The sequence below is a fragment of the Mesorhizobium sp. P2_D6 genome, assembly GCF_056404315.1.
The window spans coordinates 500,837-518,189 of the sequence record NZ_JBFUEG010000003.1 but is presented as its reverse complement, the minus strand read 5'-3'; the positions used below and the strand labels follow the sequence as shown (position 1 = coordinate 518,189).

The 17,353-nt window shown below is 60.7% G+C and carries 25 protein-coding genes; 21 read left to right on the top strand and 4 right to left on the bottom strand.

All coding sequences use genetic code 11. The annotated features are described in order from the left end of the window. The first annotated feature begins 31 nt into the window (after positions 1 to 31). Positions 32 to 2,173, top strand: coding sequence for a sodium-translocating pyrophosphatase (locus AC1D1L_RS09005; protein WP_436259613.1), 2,142 nt, complete (start codon positions 32 to 34; stop codon positions 2,171 to 2,173). Positions 2,174 to 2,260: 87 nt separating this feature from the next. On the opposite strand, the gene AC1D1L_RS09000 is transcribed toward AC1D1L_RS09005, so the two are convergent. Continuing rightward, on the bottom strand, positions 2,261 to 2,449 hold the full coding sequence (locus AC1D1L_RS09000; protein ID WP_477340566.1) for a hypothetical protein: 189 nt from the start codon (positions 2,447 to 2,449) through the stop codon (positions 2,261 to 2,263). A 217-nt stretch (positions 2,450 to 2,666) separates the two neighbouring features. Continuing rightward, positions 2,667 to 3,179 carry an outer membrane protein assembly factor BamE gene (locus AC1D1L_RS08995; RefSeq protein WP_477340565.1) on the bottom strand — a complete coding sequence of 171 codons (513 nt, stop codon included), beginning with the start codon at positions 3,177 to 3,179 and terminating at the stop codon, positions 2,667 to 2,669. A gap of 115 nt (positions 3,180 to 3,294) precedes the next feature. Here AC1D1L_RS08995 and AC1D1L_RS08990 point away from each other — a divergent pair, with 115 nt between their 5' ends. From AC1D1L_RS08990 to AC1D1L_RS08950, 9 genes are all read left to right on the top strand, one after another. Beyond that, positions 3,295 to 3,837 (top strand): ubiquinol-cytochrome C chaperone family protein, encoded by a 543-nt coding sequence (locus AC1D1L_RS08990; protein WP_477340563.1) that lies wholly within the window; start codon positions 3,295 to 3,297, stop codon positions 3,835 to 3,837. 23 nt (positions 3,838 to 3,860) lie between these two features. Further along, positions 3,861 to 4,409 (top strand): YceD family protein, encoded by a 549-nt coding sequence (locus AC1D1L_RS08985; protein ID WP_477340561.1) that lies wholly within the window; start codon positions 3,861 to 3,863, stop codon positions 4,407 to 4,409. A gap of 144 nt (positions 4,410 to 4,553) precedes the next feature. Further along, on the top strand, positions 4,554 to 5,624 hold the full coding sequence (gene plsX / locus AC1D1L_RS08980; protein ID WP_112561328.1) for a phosphate acyltransferase PlsX: 1,071 nt from the start codon (positions 4,554 to 4,556) through the stop codon (positions 5,622 to 5,624). A gap of 10 nt (positions 5,625 to 5,634) precedes the next feature. Next, positions 5,635 to 6,603 carry a beta-ketoacyl-ACP synthase III gene (locus AC1D1L_RS08975; protein WP_477340559.1) on the top strand — a complete coding sequence of 323 codons (969 nt, stop codon included), beginning with the start codon at positions 5,635 to 5,637 and terminating at the stop codon, positions 6,601 to 6,603. A 102-nt stretch (positions 6,604 to 6,705) separates the two neighbouring features. Continuing rightward, entirely contained in the window at positions 6,706 to 7,029 is a 324-nt protein-coding gene (locus AC1D1L_RS08970) for an integration host factor subunit alpha (protein WP_006201891.1), read from the top strand. A gap of 190 nt (positions 7,030 to 7,219) precedes the next feature. Then, positions 7,220 to 7,651, top strand: a complete 432-nt coding sequence (locus AC1D1L_RS08965) for an SgcJ/EcaC family oxidoreductase (RefSeq protein ID WP_477340557.1) — start codon at positions 7,220 to 7,222, stop codon at positions 7,649 to 7,651. 267 nt (positions 7,652 to 7,918) lie between these two features. After that, positions 7,919 to 8,461 carry a MerR family transcriptional regulator gene (locus tag AC1D1L_RS08960; RefSeq protein WP_477340555.1) on the top strand — a complete coding sequence of 181 codons (543 nt, stop codon included), beginning with the start codon at positions 7,919 to 7,921 and terminating at the stop codon, positions 8,459 to 8,461. 89 nt (positions 8,462 to 8,550) lie between these two features. Then, the gene (locus AC1D1L_RS08955; protein WP_352560376.1) at positions 8,551 to 8,853 is read left to right on the top strand and encodes a hypothetical protein; all 303 of its coding nucleotides are present in this window, start codon (positions 8,551 to 8,553) and stop codon (positions 8,851 to 8,853) included. A gap of 428 nt (positions 8,854 to 9,281) precedes the next feature. Further along, a complete protein-coding gene (locus tag AC1D1L_RS08950) occupies positions 9,282 to 9,485 on the top strand; it encodes a hypothetical protein (RefSeq protein WP_352591216.1) in 204 nt (67 codons plus the stop codon). Between the two features lie 224 nt (positions 9,486 to 9,709). Here AC1D1L_RS08950 and AC1D1L_RS08945 read toward each other — a convergent pair whose 3' ends face one another. Both AC1D1L_RS08945 and AC1D1L_RS08940 read right to left on the bottom strand, forming a co-directional pair. Next, positions 9,710 to 9,913, bottom strand: a complete 204-nt coding sequence (locus AC1D1L_RS08945; protein ID WP_477340553.1) for a hypothetical protein — start codon at positions 9,911 to 9,913, stop codon at positions 9,710 to 9,712. Positions 9,914 to 10,083: 170 nt separating this feature from the next. Beyond that, positions 10,084 to 10,698 (bottom strand): hypothetical protein, encoded by a 615-nt coding sequence (locus AC1D1L_RS08940; protein ID WP_477340551.1) that lies wholly within the window; start codon positions 10,696 to 10,698, stop codon positions 10,084 to 10,086. Between the two features lie 274 nt (positions 10,699 to 10,972). Here AC1D1L_RS08940 and AC1D1L_RS08935 point away from each other — a divergent pair, with 274 nt between their 5' ends. The 11 genes from AC1D1L_RS08935 (at position 10,973) to AC1D1L_RS08885 (ending at position 17,338) form a co-directional block, all read left to right on the top strand. After that, the gene (locus AC1D1L_RS08935) at positions 10,973 to 11,254 is read left to right on the top strand and encodes a helix-turn-helix domain-containing protein (RefSeq protein ID WP_112561791.1); all 282 of its coding nucleotides are present in this window, start codon (positions 10,973 to 10,975) and stop codon (positions 11,252 to 11,254) included. A gap of 213 nt (positions 11,255 to 11,467) precedes the next feature. Further along, positions 11,468 to 11,926 carry a YbaK/EbsC family protein gene (locus AC1D1L_RS08930; RefSeq protein ID WP_477340550.1) on the top strand — a complete coding sequence of 153 codons (459 nt, stop codon included), beginning with the start codon at positions 11,468 to 11,470 and terminating at the stop codon, positions 11,924 to 11,926. A 48-nt stretch (positions 11,927 to 11,974) separates the two neighbouring features. Further along, positions 11,975 to 12,763: a hypothetical protein gene (locus AC1D1L_RS08925; protein WP_477340548.1), complete on the top strand. Its 789-nt coding sequence runs from the start codon at positions 11,975 to 11,977 to the stop codon at positions 12,761 to 12,763. A gap of 224 nt (positions 12,764 to 12,987) precedes the next feature. Next, the gene (locus AC1D1L_RS08920; protein ID WP_477340546.1) at positions 12,988 to 13,335 is read left to right on the top strand and encodes a CatB-related O-acetyltransferase; all 348 of its coding nucleotides are present in this window, start codon (positions 12,988 to 12,990) and stop codon (positions 13,333 to 13,335) included. 297 nt (positions 13,336 to 13,632) lie between these two features. Continuing rightward, complete coding sequence (locus AC1D1L_RS08915) at positions 13,633 to 14,949, top strand: tyrosine-type recombinase/integrase (protein WP_477340544.1); 1,317 nt, start codon at positions 13,633 to 13,635, stop codon at positions 14,947 to 14,949. After that, a complete protein-coding gene (locus AC1D1L_RS08910; RefSeq protein ID WP_477340542.1) occupies positions 14,946 to 15,464 on the top strand; it encodes a hypothetical protein in 519 nt (172 codons plus the stop codon). The genes AC1D1L_RS08915 and AC1D1L_RS08910 overlap by 4 nt, the downstream gene beginning before the upstream one ends. A 78-nt stretch (positions 15,465 to 15,542) precedes the next feature. After that, on the top strand, positions 15,543 to 15,764 hold the full coding sequence (locus tag AC1D1L_RS08905) for a DNA-binding protein (RefSeq protein ID WP_477340540.1): 222 nt from the start codon (positions 15,543 to 15,545) through the stop codon (positions 15,762 to 15,764). Further along, complete coding sequence (locus AC1D1L_RS08900; protein WP_477340538.1) at positions 15,761 to 15,991, top strand: hypothetical protein; 231 nt, start codon at positions 15,761 to 15,763, stop codon at positions 15,989 to 15,991. Before AC1D1L_RS08905 ends, AC1D1L_RS08900 begins: the two co-directional genes overlap by 4 nt. Beyond that, complete coding sequence (locus AC1D1L_RS08895; protein WP_477340536.1) at positions 15,975 to 16,319, top strand: hypothetical protein; 345 nt, start codon at positions 15,975 to 15,977, stop codon at positions 16,317 to 16,319. The genes AC1D1L_RS08900 and AC1D1L_RS08895 overlap by 17 nt, the downstream gene beginning before the upstream one ends. After that, on the top strand, positions 16,320 to 17,075 hold the full coding sequence (locus AC1D1L_RS08890; RefSeq protein ID WP_477340534.1) for a helix-turn-helix domain-containing protein: 756 nt from the start codon (positions 16,320 to 16,322) through the stop codon (positions 17,073 to 17,075). It begins immediately after the preceding gene. After that, the gene (locus AC1D1L_RS08885) at positions 17,072 to 17,338 is read left to right on the top strand and encodes a hypothetical protein (protein ID WP_477340532.1); all 267 of its coding nucleotides are present in this window, start codon (positions 17,072 to 17,074) and stop codon (positions 17,336 to 17,338) included. The genes AC1D1L_RS08890 and AC1D1L_RS08885 overlap by 4 nt, the downstream gene beginning before the upstream one ends. The last annotated feature ends 15 nt before the right edge of the window (positions 17,339 to 17,353 follow it).

Genomic DNA, 17,353 nt, shown 5'->3' with positions numbered 1-17,353 from the left:
TTTTGGGCCACCAATCGAGGAAAATTCGGCAATGACCATCCTATACGCCGTCATCGCCTGCGGCTTGCTTTCAATCCTTTACGCCATCTGGGCGACACGTTCGGTTCTTGCAGCCGATCAGGGCAACGCACGCATGCAGGAAATCTCCGCCGCCATTCGTGAAGGCGCGCAGGCCTATCTGGCGCGCCAGTACACCACCATCGCCATGGTCGGCGTGGTCGTGCTCATTCTCGCCTGGTGGCTGCTTTCGATCACCGCAGCGGTCGGCTTCCTGATCGGCGCCGTGCTCTCGGGTGCTGCCGGCTTCATCGGCATGCACGTCTCGGTGCGCGCCAATGTGCGCACCGCGCAGGCAGCGTCCAACAGCCTCGCCGCCGGCCTCGACATCGCCTTCAAGTCGGGCGCCATCACCGGCATGCTGGTGGCGGGCCTGGCACTGCTCGGCGTCTCGATCTACTACCTCATCCTGACCGGCCCGATGGGCCTGCAGCCCAATGACCGCATCGTCATCGACTCGCTGGTCTCGCTCGGCTTCGGCGCTTCGCTGATCTCGATCTTCGCCCGTCTCGGCGGCGGCATCTTCACCAAGGGCGCCGACGTCGGCGGCGATCTGGTCGGAAAGGTCGAAGCCGGTATTCCCGAAGACGATCCGCGCAACCCGGCCACCATCGCCGACAATGTCGGCGACAATGTCGGCGACTGCGCCGGCATGGCTGCCGACCTGTTCGAAACCTATGCGGTGACGGTCGTCGCCACCATGGTTCTCGGCGCCATCTTCTTCGGCGGCACGGCGGTTCTCGGTGCTACGATGCTTTATCCGCTGGCCATCTGCGGCGCCTGCATCCTGACCTCGATCGTCGGCACCTTCTTCGTCAAGCTCGGTTCCAACGGCTCGATCATGGGCGCGCTCTACAAGGGCCTGATCGTCACCGGCCTGCTGTCGATCGCCGGCCTCGCCGTCGCCACTTCGGTATGCCTCGGCTGGGGCGAGATCGGCACCGTTGCCGGCATGGCCATCACCGGCAAGAACCTGTTCATCTGCGGCCTGATCGGCCTCGTGGTGACCGGCCTCATCGTGGTGATCACCGAATACTACACCGGGACCAACAAGCGCCCGGTGAACTCGATCGCCCAGGCTTCGGTGACCGGTCACGGCACCAACGTCATCCAGGGCCTCGCGGTCTCGCTGGAATCGACCGCGCTGCCGGCCATCGTCATCGTCGGCGGCATCATCTCGACCTACCAGCTTGCCGGCCTCTACGGCACGGCGATCGCGGTCACCACCATGCTCGGCCTTGCCGGCATGATTGTCGCGCTCGACGCTTTCGGCCCGGTCACCGACAATGCCGGCGGCATTGCCGAAATGGCCGGCCTGCCCAAGGAAGTACGCCACTCCACCGACGCGCTCGACGCTGTCGGCAACACCACCAAGGCGGTGACCAAGGGCTATGCCATCGGCTCCGCCGGCCTCGGCGCGCTGGTGCTGTTTGCCGCCTATTCGAACGATTTGAAGTTCTTTGCCGCCAATGGCGACAAATATCCCTACTTCCAGGGCATGGGCGACATCTCCTTCGACCTCTCCAACCCCTACGTCGTCGCCGGCCTGATCTTCGGCGGCCTGATCCCCTACCTGTTCGGTGGCATCGCCATGACGGCCGTCGGCCGCGCGGCGGGCGCTATCGTCGAGGAGGTGCGCAAGCAGTTCCGCGAGGATCCGGGCATCATGGCCGGCACCTCCAAGCCGAACTATGCGCGTGCCGTCGACCTTTTGACCAAGGCGGCGATCCGGGAAATGATCATCCCCTCGCTGCTGCCGGTGCTGGCGCCGCTCGTCGTCTATTTCGGCGTGCTGCTGATCTCGGGCTCGAAGGCATCCGCCTTTGCCGCGCTCGGCGCCTCGCTGCTCGGCGTCATCGTCAACGGCCTGTTCGTCGCCATCTCGATGACCTCGGGCGGCGGCGCCTGGGACAACGCGAAAAAATCGTTCGAGGACGGTTTTGTCGACAAGGACGGCGTCAAGCACCTCAAGGGTTCCGAAGCGCACAAGGCTTCGGTCACCGGCGACACCGTCGGCGATCCCTACAAGGACACCGCCGGTCCGGCGGTCAACCCGGCGATCAAGATCACCAACATCGTCGCGCTGTTGCTGCTGGCCGTGCTCGCGCACGGCTGAGGCAACGCCACTGCTTTAGGAAAAACCCGCGGGAGCGATCCCGCGGGTTTTTGTTTGAGAGTGCTGGACGGACGCGGGAAAGCTTTCTTAGCTCTCGTCCGGCTCGGTGTCGGCATCGCCGCGCTTGCTGTAGCGATCGAGCAATTCGCTTACGCCAGGCTCGCGCTCAGGCATCGGCGCCAGGCCACGCAGGCGCCGCAGATCGGCAACGAAGGCACCTCGCTTGTGCTTGCGGCGGAAGGCCCGAGCGCGGGGATGGATGCCGAACGCCGCCATCAGCCTGCGCCGGCGACCCCTCGACCTTCAACCATGCTTTTCGCAGGCATTTCGGTATGACGCCTTCGGAAGCGCGGCAAAGCGCGACGGGCGAGGCGGCGACGTGACCTCAAAACAAAAGCCCGCAGGATCGCTCCCGCGGGCTTTTGGTCGCCTGAGATGATGTTGCTTCGAGGGAAGCAAAAAGCGAGAAAATCTTGGAGGAAGCGGCCGCTTCTTAGGCGCCGCCGCTGGGGATGCCGGGCCCGAGCTTGCTGGCGCCATTGATGATCTGGCTGAGGAAGTTCTGGTCCTTGCCGCCGGTCGGCGTGGTGCGCGAAACGAAGTCGAAGATCTTGCCGTCCTTCAGGCCGTAATTGGCGATCTGGGTGACACGCCCGTCATCGCCGAAATAGACCGCCAGCACTTTCTGGTCGACCAGGTGCGGCTTGTCGAAGGCGACATAGCGCTTGCGCGTCTGCGAGATGTAATAGAAGGCCTCATTGTCGAAAGTTGCCGTCGTCGACGGCGTGCCGAGCGCCAGAAGCACCTGTTCGCGGCTGGAGCCTACCGGCACCGAGTCTACCGCCTGTTGGTCGATGACATAGCCCTGCGTCAGCGTCTCGCCCGGGGTAAGGTCGCCGAACATTTTGGATGAATTGCAGCCTGACAGCGCGGAAGCCACCAACACCAGCGAAACCGCCGCGGTAGCCCCGGGCAGCAAAGTCGACTTGAATTTCAGCGCGCGCAACAACAACTCCATTAGCTGACCGCAACTTGCGCTGGGCGGCAAAACCGGTAAACCAGCTTGCTTGCCGATGCAACAAGGCCAATTCAAACAAACGGTCCCCAGGAGACCACCCTCAATGTTCCAGCGCCTTTTTGGCCGCGAACGCAACGCCAACCGCGCTATCACCGAGGCGCTTTACGCACAAATCGTGGCAGCGGCGCGGCAGATTGTTTTTTATTCCGACTGGAATGTGCCGGACACGCCGCTCGGCCGTTTCGAGATGCTGTCGCTGCACATGTTCCTGTTTCAGCACAGGCTGCGCGGCGAAGAGGGTGTCGCGCTAGAGGTCGCACAGGTGCTGATCGACGAGTTCTTTCTCGATGTCGAGCATTCGCTGCGGGAACTGGGCGTTGGCGATGTCGGGGTGCCGAAGCGCATGAAGAGGCTGGCGAAAATGTTCTACGGCCGTACCGCCGCCTATGACGATGCGCTGGAACGCAGTGATGACGATGCGCTTGCTGCCGCCCTGGCGCGCAATGTCAGGCCCGACGCCGGCGCTTGGCCGCAGGCCGTGCCGCTGGCGTCCTATGTGATCGATGCCGCAAGGCAGCTTGCGGCACAGCCGTCCGAGTCGATCCTCTCCGGAACGGTGGCGTTTCTCGTCGCCAAGGCGCAATGAAGGAAATCAAGAGGGAGGCTGAGATGAAACATGCGGACACGCCGAGCCCGGTGTCCTTCAAGGCCAATGTCGGTCGCCTGCCGCAAAAAGGCCTACCGGTGGTGATCGATGCCGACAAGGCGCAGCGCGCCGCCCTTGCCGCGGAGCACGAGCTGCTTTCGGTCGAAAACTACCGCGCCGAACTGCTGGTGACGCCATGGAAGCGCAACGGCGTCAAGGTTAGTGGCCACGTCGAGGCCGATTTCACCCAGGCCTGTATCGTTACCCTTGAGCCGGTCGTAGCCCATATCGACGAGGAGGTCGAGGCGCTGTTCCTGCCCGAGCAATCCAAGCTCGGGCGCCAAGGTTTCGAAGGCGGCGGCGAGATACTGATCGATGCAGAGGGGCCCGACAGCCCGGAAACCTTCTCCGGCGACACAATCGACGTCGGCGCGCTCGCCGAACAGTTCTTCGGGTTGGCGATCGATCCCTATCCGCGCAAGTCCGGCGCCTCGCTCGGGGCGGCTGGCCCGGACGAGCCGGTCGAGAACGAATTCCAGCAAAAGCTGCGATCCTTGCTTGGAAAATCCTAAAACAGGATGCGATCCGAGAAAAGTCGGTTGTGCGGCAGCCCAAAACCGCTATTTTCCCCGAACCTTCGCGAGCCCCCCTTATTTCGCGAGTTTCGTATTTCGCGGGCCATGCGCCCTGGCCCCAGCTAGTGAGATAAAGACCGCGTGATCAGGATTTCCATCGATGCCATGGGTGGCGATCACGGGCCAAACGTGGTCATCCCGGCACTCATGACGGTCGCTGTCAGGCGTCCCGACATCCGCTTCATCATCTATGGGCGCGAAGAGATGGTGCGCCCCGAGCTCGCCAAATTCCCCAAACTGGCCGAGATCAGCGAGTTCCACCATTGCGAGATCGCGGTCAGGATGGACGACAAGCCGAGCCAGGCGTTGCGCCACGGCCGCTGGAAGTCGTCGATGTGGAAGGCGGTCGAAGCGGTCAAATCTGGCAGCGCGCAGGCCTGCATTTCGGCCGGCAATACCGGCGCGCTGATGGCGATGTCGAAATTCTGCCTGCGCACCATGGCCACCATCGACCGCCCGGCGATCGCGGCGATCTGGCCGACGCTGCGCGGCGAGAGCGTGGTGCTGGACGTCGGCGCCACGATCGGCGCCGATGCGCATCAGCTGATCGATTTTGCCATTCTCGGCACCGGCATGGCGCGTTCGGTGTTCGGCATCGACCGGCCGAAAGTCGGCCTGCTCAATGTCGGCGTCGAGGAGATAAAGGGCCAGGAAGAGGTCAAGGAAGCCGGGCGCATGCTGCGCGAGGCCAATATGGCTTCGATGAATTATCACGGCTTCGTCGAGGGTGACGACATCGGCAAGGGCACGGTCGATGTGGTCGTCACCGAAGGATTTGCCGGCAACATCGCGCTCAAGACGGCGGAAGGCACGGTGCGCCAGATCTCAGGCTATCTGCGCGCCGCGATGAGTCGCACGCTGATGGCCAGGATCGGCTATGTCTTCGCCAAGGGCGCATTTGACCGTTTGCGTGAAAAGCTCGATCCGGGCCGCTCCAATGGCGGTGTCTTCCTGGGTCTGAACGGCATCGTGGTAAAAAGCCATGGCGGCGCCGATTCGGATGGTTTTGCGGCAGCGATCGAGCTTGGCTACGATATGGTGCGCAACAATCTGATCGACCGCATCGAGGCCGATCTCGATCTGTTTCATGCGCGCAATCCGCATGCCCAGGCAAACAGGAAAGCCGACGCCGCCGTCGACGCAAAGGAATAGGAAAGACACTTTGATCAGATCAGTCGTGSGCGGCACCGGTGCCGCGCTGCCCCGCCGCATCATGAAGAATGCCGATTTCGAAGGCATGGTCGAGACCTCCGATGAGTGGATCGCCCAGCGCACCGGTATCCGCCAACGCCATATCGCCGCCGATGACGAAACGACGGCATCGCTCGGCGAGGCGGCCGCGCGCGCGGCACTCGACAGCGCCGGCCTGACGCCCGCAGACATCGACCTGATCGTGCTGGCGACCTCGACGCCCAACAACACCTTTCCGGCGACCGCCGTCGATATCCAGAACCGGCTCGGCATGCATCATGGCTTTGCCTTCGACATGCAGGCGGTGTGCTCGGGCTTCGTCTATGCGGTGACCACCGCCGACCTCTACATCAGAGGCGGCCTCGCCAAACGCGTGCTGGTGATCGGCGCGGAAACGTTTTCGCGCATCCTCGACTGGAGCGATCGCTCGACCTGCGTCCTGTTCGGCGACGGCGCCGGCGCGCTGGTGCTGGAAGCGGATGAAGGCACCGGCATTGCCGACCGTGGCGTACTGGCGATGAGCCTGCGCTCCGACGGCGTCCACAAGGACAAGCTTTTCGTCGATGGCGGTCCGTCGACCACCGGCACGGTCGGCCATCTCAGGATGGAGGGCCGCGAAGTGTTCAAGCACGCCGTCGGCATGATCACCGACGTCATCGAGGCAACGTTTTCGCAGGCCGGCATCACCGCCGCCGACCTCGACTGGTTCGTGCCGCACCAGGCCAATAAACGCATTATTGACGCTTCGGCCAAGAAGCTCGGGATTGCTGAACAAAAGGTGGTGGTCACCGTCGACTTGCACGGTAACACCTCAGCTGCTTCCGTGCCGCTGGCGCTTTCGGTGGCCGTCGCCGACGGCCGTATCAAGAAGGGTGACCTCGTGCTGCTGGAAGCGATGGGCGGCGGTTTCACCTGGGGCGCGGTTCTGGTTCGCTGGTAAGTGCCGAACGGCCCGGTTCGGTCCTTGACCTTGCCGGATCAATTACTTAGGCTCTGCCTTTGCTTGTATCGATTTATGTTTTTGAACTGATGGGACGGTCGCATGGGGGGAAAGACACTTACGCGCGCCGACCTTGCCGAAGCTGTTTATCGTAAGGTCGGCTTGTCGCGCACTGAATCGGCAGAACTCGTCGAGGCGGTGCTGGACGAAATCTGCGAAGCCATCGTGCGCGGCGAGACGGTGAAGCTGTCGTCCTTCGCCACCTTCCATGTCCGTTCCAAGAACGAACGCATCGGCCGCAATCCCAAGACCGGCGAGGAAGTGCCGATCCTGCCGCGCCGGGTGATGACCTTCAAGTCGTCGAACGTGCTGAAGAGCCGTATCTTGCGCTCGCACCAGAACAGCAAGGCCAAGGGCGGCAAATAAATCTTCCGCAGCAATTCCAGGAAAAGTGTAAAGCGGTTTTTCCCGCGAAAGTGCGCAGCGCTTTCCTAGGAAATTGCGTAAGGATACACAAACCTTGGTAGTGTCTCAGTTTGAAATCTGAGCTCGCGCTTGTCGCCGTCCGGCTCGAACTCCTATAAGCTTAGCGGAAAGAGCATGGAGGAAATTGGGCGTGAGGTCGGCGGTCAGCAAACCTAAGGATGTTGCGACTGCCTTTGCCGATGCTTGGAATCGGCACGATATGGACGATTTCGCAGCGTTATTCGCCGACGATGCAAACTTCGTCAATGTCGTAGGTATGTGGTGGAAGAACCGCGCAGAGATCGAAGGCGCGCACCGCGCGACGCATGCAAGTATGTTTCGTGATAGCCAATTGGACGGCGACGTCTCGTCGGTTGTTGAACTAGCGCCCGGTCTTAATGCCGTTCACTACACATGGACGCTGACCGGCGCATCCGCCCCGGACGGCTCGTCCGCTGGAGTCCGAAAAGGTATCCTGCTTCTGATTGTGAAGGAAGAACGGACGGGCTGGCGAATAAAGGTGGCTCAGAACACGGACATTGTTCCGGGAATGATGGCTCCCCCTCCCAACGCAAAGAGATAATCCCGTCCTGCAAAATCCGGTTCGCCTTCCATGAGAATTGACCCTTTCGAGTGCTGTTGCTTGGCAGGCACCGCCGGGTCTTCTTCTGCCCGTCCGACTTCTCCAGCCTGGCCCGCTGTTGATCGGAAAAAAGCTTGTCACCCAAACCTTCGGTTGAAAACGGCCGCCGGTTTGACGCCGGGCTTGAATGTTGTTTCATAAACCGCTGAAATGATACCCGATTCGGCAGACTAGGCTGGATCGCCGTCCAGCGTGAGGATTTCGCCCATGGACAAGAGCCCCGACGCTTTCCGCACCATCAGCGAGGTCGCGGAGGATCTCGATCTGCCGCAGCACGTGCTGCGCTTCTGGGAAACCCGTTTCAACCAGATCAAGCCGATGAAGCGCGGCGGCGGCCGCCGCTACTACCGGCCGCAGGATGTCGAACTGATCAAGGGCATCCGCCACATGCTTTATGACCAGGGCTATACGATCAAGGGCGTGCAGAAGCTGCTGCGCGAGAACGGCAACCATTTCCTGGTCGCCATCGGCAATGGCGACATGGCTGCCGTCGAGGCGATCTCGCAGCGCAGGCAGGCCGATCAGGTGCCGCTGACGCCGGCGGCGCAACCGCGCGGCATGGATGACGAGATGCTGGTCGGCCAGCCCAAGGTAAAACCCAGCCGCCGCTTTTTCGGGCTGGGCAAAACCGACGAGGAAGGTCCCGTCCAGCCCGGCACGTCGAAACTGTCGCGCGACAACCGCGCCTTGCTGCAGGAGGCGCTGTTCGACCTTCTCGAATGCAAGCGTCTGCTCGACCAGGTGCGCTAGACCTCTAGGCAATTGCCAGAGGCAAGCAAAATCGGAACCGGTTCCGCGGCCGTGCGTTTGGCCTTCTCTTGAAAGAAGGAAGAACAATCATGGCATCGCTTTCGACCCTCTCCGATCTCGATCTTGAAAAGCAGGTCGCGACCCTTTCCAAGGAACTTGCTGCTTTGAGGAAAGCTGTAGCCAAACGCGGCGGCGGTTACTACGAGGACGGACGCGATGCTGCCTCCGACTACTATGCGCAGCTTGCCGACCGCATCAGCGATGCCATGCCCGCAATCAGGAAGCAGGGCAGGGCGATTGAAAAGACGGCGCGCGATCATCCGGCTACGGCGGCTGCCGTGGGTCTGGTCGTAGTCGGCCTTGTCGCCAGCCTGTTGCTCAGCCGGCGCTAGAGCAATTCCAGGAAAAGTGTGAACGGTTTTCCCGGGAAAAGCGCCACGCGCTTTCCTTTGGGAATTGCGTAAAAACAAAGAGGCCTCGCACAAAAGAAAATGGCGGCTGTCCCATGGACGGCCGCCATTTCCTTGATCAGGGGACCGATTACTTGGCGAGCTTGATCTTGCCCTGCGGCGAAACCTGCGCGGTCTGGCTGCACTTGCCATAGACCGTGCCATTCTTGTCAGTGGCATCGGTATAGACGCGCTAGGCCATGCGAAGGTCGCACGGTGGTGTGCCGAAAATAGCCGGCCAAGACCGAGTCCGCCCCGGCTCATGTCAGGTGGCGGCAGCAGTCATTGTCGCCATCTTGGCACCGCGCTTTCTGCCCCAACCGGCTGCGGCTATAACGCCAATCCAAAGATACCGGCGGAGGAGGCGGGGCGTGGTCGCAAATTACATCGACGAGTTCATCATGTTCTGCGTTGGGCTGTGGGTGACAGGCGTTGGCTTTGGGCTGCTCCAAAGTCCTTTTCAGGCTCGGTCAGGTCAGCAGCCGTGGTTGCTGCAGGTCGCGAGGCACTTCAAATGGATGGGACCGCTGTTGATTTTGATCGCGATAGTGCTCGCGTTCGCGGCGCCATCCTAGCGGGTTTTCGGCAACGCACTGAGACACTCGCGGTGTCCTGCAGCATACTCGCAACCGCTGTGCTGCCTCGGCCTTGCGCCCTTCGTTGGCTGCTCGCCTTCTGGCGCATGGGCGCCATCAAATCCTGTCTTCATCTCGCCACGTCTCGCCTGGCAAAACCCAATGGGAAGGCGGCCTTGGCGAGGACTCCAAAGCCAACCTTCCCATCGGGCAAGTCAGCCGGCTCAGGCCTTCTTGGCTTCCACCTTCTTGTGGTGATGGTGGTGATGATGGCGTTGATGCTTCTTGTGGTGCTTGTGGTGATGATGATGATGGTGGTGATGCTTCTTCGCCACCGGAGCTGCGTCCGCGCTGCTGGCGCCGATGATCGGCAGCGAGACAGCAAGGGCGAAAGCCAGCCCGAGAGCCGACAGGAGGGACTTCTTCATGACTTCGTTTCCTTTTCTGCGCGGGCTGAATTTGACCGCCACCGAGCAAGATCGGTGACGTGAACCCCGCAGCCATGACTATCGCCTCCGAATTTTTCGACAGTTTTTCCCGACTGTAGAATTTTGTTTCTGGATTGTGTCCGGCGCCTTCGCAGGGGCAGCAACCGCTTTCACATCGGCGGAACGACGCCGTTGTTGCCAACCACGACCCGGCCGGCGGTCAGCGTGCCGTCGCTGCCACGCTCGGCGTTGACGAACACCACGGCCCCGGGCTGAAGATCGGCCGGAGTGGCCGGCGCAAAGGCCACCACCGGTGTCGTCTGCGGGATCGCGATCTGCTTTTTCGGGCCATTGTCGTAGGTGAGTGTCACCGTCCGGCCCGCAATCTCGGTGACATCGGCAACCGTGCCGTTGGTCATCCGGCTGTTGGGCTCGAGATCCCACGGACGGTCGCCTTCGCCGGTGCCTTTGAGCGCAGCCGGGAAGATCACCACCTCCAGCGCGCCGCTGCCGCCATCGGCCTTTGAAACCGAGGCAATTCCGAGGAAATCGCCTTGCTTGATATCCCCGGCCTCGGCCTTGGCGACACCGGAAATCTTCCAGCCGTCAGCCAGCGCGATGGCGTCGGTGGCGCCTTCACGGGTCTTCACCGTCAGCGTCGATCCGGCAAAAGCGGCAACGGTGCCGCGAATGCGCACCGCGTCGGCGGCTTGTGCCTCGACCAGGCTGGCGCCGGCGAGGCCTGAGATCGTGGCGAGCACGATGGCTGATGTCTTCAATGTCATGGGTCTGATCCTCTTGGGGAAAGCTGGTCCGATGCGTTGCCAGCGACATCATGCCAACGCGCCAGCGGCCCCTAAACCGCTGAACACTTCGGCGTGCGGTCCTTCAAAAGAACTTGATCGCGACGTGCCGGACGCAGGCGGTTTTTGGCGCCGGTTCACGATGCCGTGACGGTCGGTTTGGGTCTTGGCAAATCGCGCTTGAGCGGGCATTGTCCCGGCTCTCAGGCAACACCCTATCATTTGATCCAAAACTCTTTAGCCCATGGAGTTGCCAATGCCCCAAAATGCAAAACACGAACCCTTCTCCAGGCTGGCGGCCGATGTTGCGCTTGAGCACCCAGGCCTTAAAGCCATCCGGGAAACAAAGGGATACAGTATTGAAGAGCTTTCCCTGACCTGCGGTCTGTCGACCAGCGAGATTGCCGACATAGAGAGCGGCAAGGACACCGATCCGTCGAAACTTCGCCGGATCGCCGCAGCATTGCAATTGCCGGAAACGGCCCTGATCGATGCCCCGGCGCCAACAGCGCCTGTGGAAAATCGGTCCGTTTCATAAACGACGACGCCAAAGCGTCTCTCAACAAGCTCGCCATGGTTTGCCCTGGCGAGCTTTTTCATGTTCGAGTGGCCAGAGTAATTCCAGGAAACCAGGGCAATTCCAGGAAAAGTGTGAGCGGATTCCCGGGAAAAGCGCGTAGCAATTTCCCTTGGGAATTGCGAAAAACAAGTGTCTGTTGCCCGCCGGATCGAATGGAGGAGAAACACCGGAATGAGCCTTGAGTCCGTGCGTGCTTTTCTGGCTGCCCGTGCGCCCGATGTCGAAGTTGTAGTCACCGATGCCAGTTCGGCGACCGTGGCGCTGGCAGCGGCAGCGCATGGCGTGGAACCGGCGCAGATCGCCAAGACCATCTGCCTGCGCGTCGGCGAGCAGACCATGCTGATCGTGGCCGGCGGCATGTCGAGGCTCGACAACCGCAAATTCAAGGACCGCTTCGGCGGCAAGCCGCGCATGCTTGACGCCAATGAGGTTGTCGCCGCCACAAGCCATCCTGTCGGCGGCGTCTGTCCATTCGGCCTGCCGGCGCCGCTGCCGGTCTATGCCGACGTCTCGCTGCGTGCCTTCGATGAAGTCGTCCCCGCGGCCGGCGCCACCAACGCCGCCGTGCGGCTCAGCCCGCAGCGCATGACCGAGATCGTCAACGCCGAATGGGTCGATGTGTGCCAGTAGCGGCTGAGCGCCTGGTAGAAGATTGGGCGACTCACTATACGTGATCGAATGAACGACGTTTTTGGTTACATCGCCTATGGTGAGAACGAGCTTTACCATCGCGGTGCGCTACTCAGCGCGCTCAAGCTTTTGCACCATTGCCCGACCGCTAGAATAGTCGTCGCAACTGACAGGATTGAACTCTTTCGCGCTTATCCTGTTGAGACAATGCTCATAACGGCTGAGCAGAAACAGCAGTGGTCTTTCGGAGGAAGCTACCATTTCGGCATCAAGGCCGGTGCTATGCGTGAGCTTTTGCAGCGAGCAAATCGGCTCCTTTTCATGGACACCGACATGTACCCGGTGGGGGACCCGTCGAAAGGCTTCCGCTTGATCTCCGCGACCCATTCCTTTATGCGCCTGTGCGAAGGGCCCCATCGCATCTATCAGAGCGCGCTGCCGGGCAAGAACATCAGCATCGGTGGCCAGATCCTGAGCGGCCAGGAACCGATGTGGAACAGCGGAATCGTAGGAATCCACCGCGACAACCTCAGTGCCATGGTGGACGCCTTCGCCGCTATCAAGGCCGTTTATGAGGTGACCGACACGTGGGCGCCAGAACAGTTCTGCCTCGGGGTAGCCCTTTCTCAAAACGGCCGAACCATCAGCCCTCATGGCCTGCCGATCCGACACTACAACACTCGAGGCAAAAAGCAGTTTGCTGAGCCGCGTGTTCATGCGTTCTTTAACGCTTATGGCAAGGTGCCAGTCGGCCAGCAGGTTGCAAAAGCCGGTCGATATCGTCTGTGGCGAACTCCCGCGGATCTCTTGCGCCAGAAGCTGAGGAGATCACCGTGACCGGGTGGCTCCGCATGAAGAATCCGTTTCGATCCAAGCTGCCCTCAAGCGTGACCCTCGGACGTCACACCTATGGAGTGAGCCGGAAGAAGGTGCTTGGAGCGTCTGACGCCACTCCGTTGACCATTGGGGCGTTCTGTTCGGTCGCCGGCAACGTCAGCTTTGAATGTTCTGGGGGAAGCCACGTGCCTTGGGCTGCAACCACTTTTCCGATCCATAGCCGCATGATGGACTCGACCGATCCCAATGCGCATGGCGGCAAACCCGTCGGCATTACCATCGCCAACGATGTCTGGATCGGCCGGCATGCGATGATCATGCCAGGCGTCCACATCGCGGATGGCGCTATAGTTGCGGCCGGCGCCGTTGTCACCAAGGATGTGCCGCCATATGCGATCGTCGGCGGGGTTCCGGCCAGGCTTATCCGCTATCGGTTTTCGGAGGACGTCATTGCGAAATTGCTGGCGATCCGGTGGTGGGAATGGAGCGACGAGAAGATCAAGCAGGAGGCTGCTCTTCTTACAGGCCCCATCGAGCCTTTCCTGGAGCGACACGCCGGCGTGACGCCGTAAGAAACGCATTCTGCGAGTGGCTGCAATGCGGCTGAGAAATCACGTGGCCACTTTGGGGGAAGCAGCTAGCCGCCTGTGTTGTTTGGTCGGAGTGGCCGGATTCGAACCGACGACCCCTTGACCCCCAGTCAAAAATCTTGGCCTAACTCGACACCACAAATCATAACATCGGTCTTCCTCCAATCCCTTGCGTTACAAGGCGTTCAACGCTAATGTTGCGCCCTGTTAGCAACACGGGGTAACGCGGCATAACACGCCATTTCCGTTACCCCTCGTTACCCAGAGGGGCATTTGACCATGGCAAGTGTGCTCACCGCGAAAGCCGTCGAGACAGCAAAACCGGACGGCTCGAAGCGCATCGAAAAGCCAGACGCGGCCCTGCCTGGGCTCTATCTGGTTATCCAGCCATCCGGCGCCCGATCTTGGGCGTTGCGCTTTCGCAGGAATGGCAAACCGGCCAAGCTGACGATCGGCCCGGTCCTTGACCGTCGTGATGATACGCCGCCGGAATCATTGCCGTTAGGACAGGCGCACACGCTCACAGAGGCTCGCGCAGCGGCTCGGCAGGCGCTTCAGGCATTGGCGGAAGGCAGAGACCCTACCGGGGACAGGAAGGCGAAGCTGGCGGCGGCAAAGGCAGATCCTGAGCGCGACCTCATCAAGAAACTCGGGACCACCTTCATCGATCGGTACTGCAAACCCCGCAACCGCCGTTGGCAGGAAGTCGAGCGGCAATTCACCGCTGAAATAAATCCGAAGTGGGGCGCCAAGCGAGCGCAGGATATCAAGAAACGCGATGTGCTCGACCTCCTCGACGGCATTGTTGACCGGGGCTCGCCGGTCACGGCCAATCGTGTCTTTGCCACGCTGCGCAAGTTTTTCGGATGGCTTGTCGAACGCGACGTGCTCGAAACTTCCCCCTGCGTTGGCGTCAAGAAACCTACTGCGGAACAGTCGCGAGACCGCATTTTGACCGACGCCGAGATCAAGCTGTTCTGGAAGGCGGCGGCCTCATTCGAATATCCCTTCGGCCCAATGTGGCGGCTGCTGTTGCTCACTGGCCAGAGGCGCGAGGAAGTCGCGGGCATGACGCGCAAGGAACTGTCGTTAGACGACGACAAGCCGGCATGGACCATTCCGGCACCAAGGACGAAGAACGGCATTCCGCATTCGGTCCCGCTGTCTCCGGCCGCAGTCGAGATAATCAAGGCTCTGCCGAAGATAAAAGGCAAGGACGGCTTTTGCTTCACGACGACCGGCGAAACACATGTCACCGGCTACAGCCGATCGAAGGCGCGCCTTGATGCCAAGATGCTCGAAATTCTCCGGAATGGTGCCGACGATCCCAACTCGATAAAGCTCCCCGGCTGGACGCTGCACGACCTCCGGCGGACAATGGCATCTGGCATGGCGCGGCTTGGCATCAATCTGCCCGTCATAGAGAAAGTGCTCAATCACACGTCCGGCAGTTTCGGCGGCATTGTGTCGGTCTATCAGCACCACGACTTCGCAGAGGAAAAGCGGCGCGCGCTCGATGCGTGGTCTTCCTTCATTGCATCACTCGTCGCCGACAAGCCGGCCAGCAATGTCGTCGCGATGAGGACCGCATCATGACCGACGTCAGCACGTTCATCCAGCGCCTGGGAGAAACAAGGCGCAAGTTCGACGCCAAGGACGACGAATGGCGCTACAGCGTACTCCTTGCCGTGCGCGAACTTTTACAGGGACTTGGCGTAGAACGCAGGCTTCTCGACCCGATTCAAATGATGGTTCTGGACGAGGGACACCGAGTGCTGAACGAGCGCGCGAAAGGAGAAGGACAGACTGCGGCGCGCTCCAAACTTTCGGACGTGGCACCTTGGGCGTACAGCGCGGCGGCGGTAACTTATCTCAAAATTCATCAAGGCCTATCTCTGGATGATGCGCTGATCAAAGTCGCGGGAGCCTCAGGGATCAATAAGGAAGAACTGAAAAAGTATCGCAAAGACCTGCAACGGGGACCACCTCGCGTTCCGCAGACGGCCAAATCCAACCATGACGCGGCCATGAAGGAATTCAATTCTCAAAGCTACAACGTCTCTCAAATTTGTGAGTTTGTTGGCGGACTGGCTAAATATTTGTCAGGTTAAGCCCTTCAACCTCACACAAGTTCTGTGGCGTCCTGCCTCGCGTGATTACTAGAAATAACAACGCGAGGATTTCCGCATATGGAAGTTTCGATCAACGAGCCGCAGGCGGCTGGCTTTCTGCCTGCCCGTCGCGTCTGGGAACGCTACGGCATCACCAGCATGACGCTGCACCGCTGGTTGCGTGACGAGCGCATCGCCTTCCCGCAACCCGTCTATATTGGACGCTTCCGCTATTTCGAGTTGACCCGGCTCATGGCTTGGGAACGGGCGAACGCCAGCAACAAAGCGGAGGCGGCATGAGCACCGACACCGCGCTTCCTGTCGGCGGCACAACGGGCCTTTGCCACGAAAGCACGTCGGCGATCGATCAGGCCGCTCGCTTCCTTGCCATCACGCCGCCATGCGATCGGCCACGACCGCTCGTGCCAGGCCTTCGGGCGATGTTCGGCCTTAACGCCGTCGAGACGTGCCAGGCCATTCGGGAATCGTACCAGATCCGGGGAGGCGCCGATGCGCGCGGCTCCTAAAAAGCGAAAGCCCGCCGGCGAGGGCGAGCTTCGCGAGAACGATAGTCAAAGCAGCATCAATGGCAGCGACACTACCCAAAAGAAGCTTTCGCCGCAAGCACGGTGGCGGCAGCGCAACCCAACTGCTTACTGGTGTCACCTCGCTACGGCGTCAGCGCTGAACCGTGGAATCATCAAACGGCAGCCGTGCGAAATCTGCGGCGACGAACGCGTAGACGCTCATCATCCGGACCATCGAAACCCGCTTCGGATCGAGTGGAGATGTCGAAAGCATCACAAGCAGGCTGAGCGCGAACTGAAGCTTTCGCTGAAATGCGAGGCCTGTTGAATGGCCGCCGCTCCCAAGCCGATCTATGCGCCCGTCCCTGCCAGGGCGATGGGCGACAAGACGCTGACCGGCGAAGATTTGCGGGTGCTGATGGCGCTCGCAGCTCATGATCGATTGGGCGCCAATGGCATCGGCTGCTATGCCTCGCATCCGCGCCTTGCCGCTCTTGTCGGTTGCCATATCAAGAGCCTGTCACGGTCGCTGAACACGCTTGCAAGCAAGCGCTATATCACCGCAAAACAGCATCCGTTGAATGGTCGTTTGCGCGTCTATTCTGTCAGCTACAGCGAGTTCGATGGGCTCTATCTGAAGGCTGGGATAGGTAGCGAGCCTGTTACCAATGAGGCGGCAATAGGTAACAATCCTGCTACTGAACTCGGCCCGATAGGTAACAAGGATTTTGAGAAAGCAGAACAGGATCAATCACTTGCTGAGGTAAATATATTAGGTGAAACCTATAATAAATCCCGCGAAGCGGTTTTAATACATCCCGTTGAAACGGCGTCACCGACGCAAAAGCCCTTCGAAAAAGGGGCAAGGAACGCAGCGAACACCACCAGCGTCGGCACCATCTTGGCGATGGTCGAGCGTGGGTTCAAAGCCGGCGGCAAGTCCAATCTCAGACAATGGCACGAATGGCTTGATGGCCTTGTCGGTGAGAATGCCAGTCTCGACAACAACGACAGGAACTATGGCCGTGCCTACCGGCTCTATGAAGAAATCGGGAGCGCTCTCGAAGTCGGTGACGCAGCATGAGCGCGAAGGGAAGCCGGGACTATCGACACCGGGCAAAGGCCGGCGTTCGGCCGCTGAAAATCGGCGCCGTTGACATCGAGGACACCAAGGAACTGCTGATTGCTTCAGGGGATCTGAAGCATCCGCCTGGAGCGTACGTCGGTCGCGACTTCACATGGGCAGAAGTCCAAGCCGCTGCCACCAAGCTTTGGCGCCGGCTGCGACCCGCCGACATCTACGAGCGCGTGAACTGTGACGGCAGACCCCGTGGCGATCAGGCATGATTCGGCAAATCAACG

Bases quoted from the DNA above. Each gene is read 5' to 3' on its own strand.
- AC1D1L_RS08935 (WP_112561791.1), top strand. From the start codon at position 10,973: ATGCCCCAAAATGCAAAACACGAACCCTTCTCCAGGCTGGCGGCCGAT.
- AC1D1L_RS08890 (WP_477340534.1), top strand. From the start codon at position 16,320: ATGGCCGCCGCTCCCAAGCCGATCTATGCGCCCGTCCCTGCCAGGGCG.
- AC1D1L_RS09005 (WP_436259613.1), top strand. From the start codon at position 32: ATGACCATCCTATACGCCGTCATCGCCTGCGGCTTGCTTTCAATCCTT.
- AC1D1L_RS08885 (WP_477340532.1), top strand. From the start codon at position 17,072: ATGAGCGCGAAGGGAAGCCGGGACTATCGACACCGGGCAAAGGCCGGC.
- AC1D1L_RS08970 (WP_006201891.1), top strand. From the start codon at position 6,706: ATGGGGGGAAAGACACTTACGCGCGCCGACCTTGCCGAAGCTGTTTAT.
- AC1D1L_RS08925 (WP_477340548.1), top strand. From the start codon at position 11,975: ATGAACGACGTTTTTGGTTACATCGCCTATGGTGAGAACGAGCTTTAC.
- AC1D1L_RS08910 (WP_477340542.1), top strand. From the start codon at position 14,946: ATGACCGACGTCAGCACGTTCATCCAGCGCCTGGGAGAAACAAGGCGC.
- AC1D1L_RS08930 (WP_477340550.1), top strand. From the start codon at position 11,468: ATGAGCCTTGAGTCCGTGCGTGCTTTTCTGGCTGCCCGTGCGCCCGAT.
- AC1D1L_RS08945 (WP_477340553.1), bottom strand. From the start codon at position 9,913: ATGAAGAAGTCCCTCCTGTCGGCTCTCGGGCTGGCTTTCGCCCTTGCT.
- AC1D1L_RS08905 (WP_477340540.1), top strand. From the start codon at position 15,543: ATGGAAGTTTCGATCAACGAGCCGCAGGCGGCTGGCTTTCTGCCTGCC.
- AC1D1L_RS09000 (WP_477340566.1), bottom strand. From the start codon at position 2,449: ATGGCGGCGTTCGGCATCCATCCCCGCGCTCGGGCCTTCCGCCGCAAG.
- AC1D1L_RS08960 (WP_477340555.1), top strand. From the start codon at position 7,919: ATGGACAAGAGCCCCGACGCTTTCCGCACCATCAGCGAGGTCGCGGAG.
- AC1D1L_RS08955 (WP_352560376.1), top strand. From the start codon at position 8,551: ATGGCATCGCTTTCGACCCTCTCCGATCTCGATCTTGAAAAGCAGGTC.
- AC1D1L_RS08900 (WP_477340538.1), top strand. From the start codon at position 15,761: ATGAGCACCGACACCGCGCTTCCTGTCGGCGGCACAACGGGCCTTTGC.
- AC1D1L_RS08895 (WP_477340536.1), top strand. From the start codon at position 15,975: ATGCGCGCGGCTCCTAAAAAGCGAAAGCCCGCCGGCGAGGGCGAGCTT.
- AC1D1L_RS08915 (WP_477340544.1), top strand. From the start codon at position 13,633: ATGGCAAGTGTGCTCACCGCGAAAGCCGTCGAGACAGCAAAACCGGAC.
- AC1D1L_RS08940 (WP_477340551.1), bottom strand. From the start codon at position 10,698: ATGACATTGAAGACATCAGCCATCGTGCTCGCCACGATCTCAGGCCTC.
- AC1D1L_RS08985 (WP_477340561.1), top strand. From the start codon at position 3,861: ATGAAACATGCGGACACGCCGAGCCCGGTGTCCTTCAAGGCCAATGTC.
- AC1D1L_RS08920 (WP_477340546.1), top strand. From the start codon at position 12,988: ATGATGGACTCGACCGATCCCAATGCGCATGGCGGCAAACCCGTCGGC.
- AC1D1L_RS08990 (WP_477340563.1), top strand. From the start codon at position 3,295: ATGTTCCAGCGCCTTTTTGGCCGCGAACGCAACGCCAACCGCGCTATC.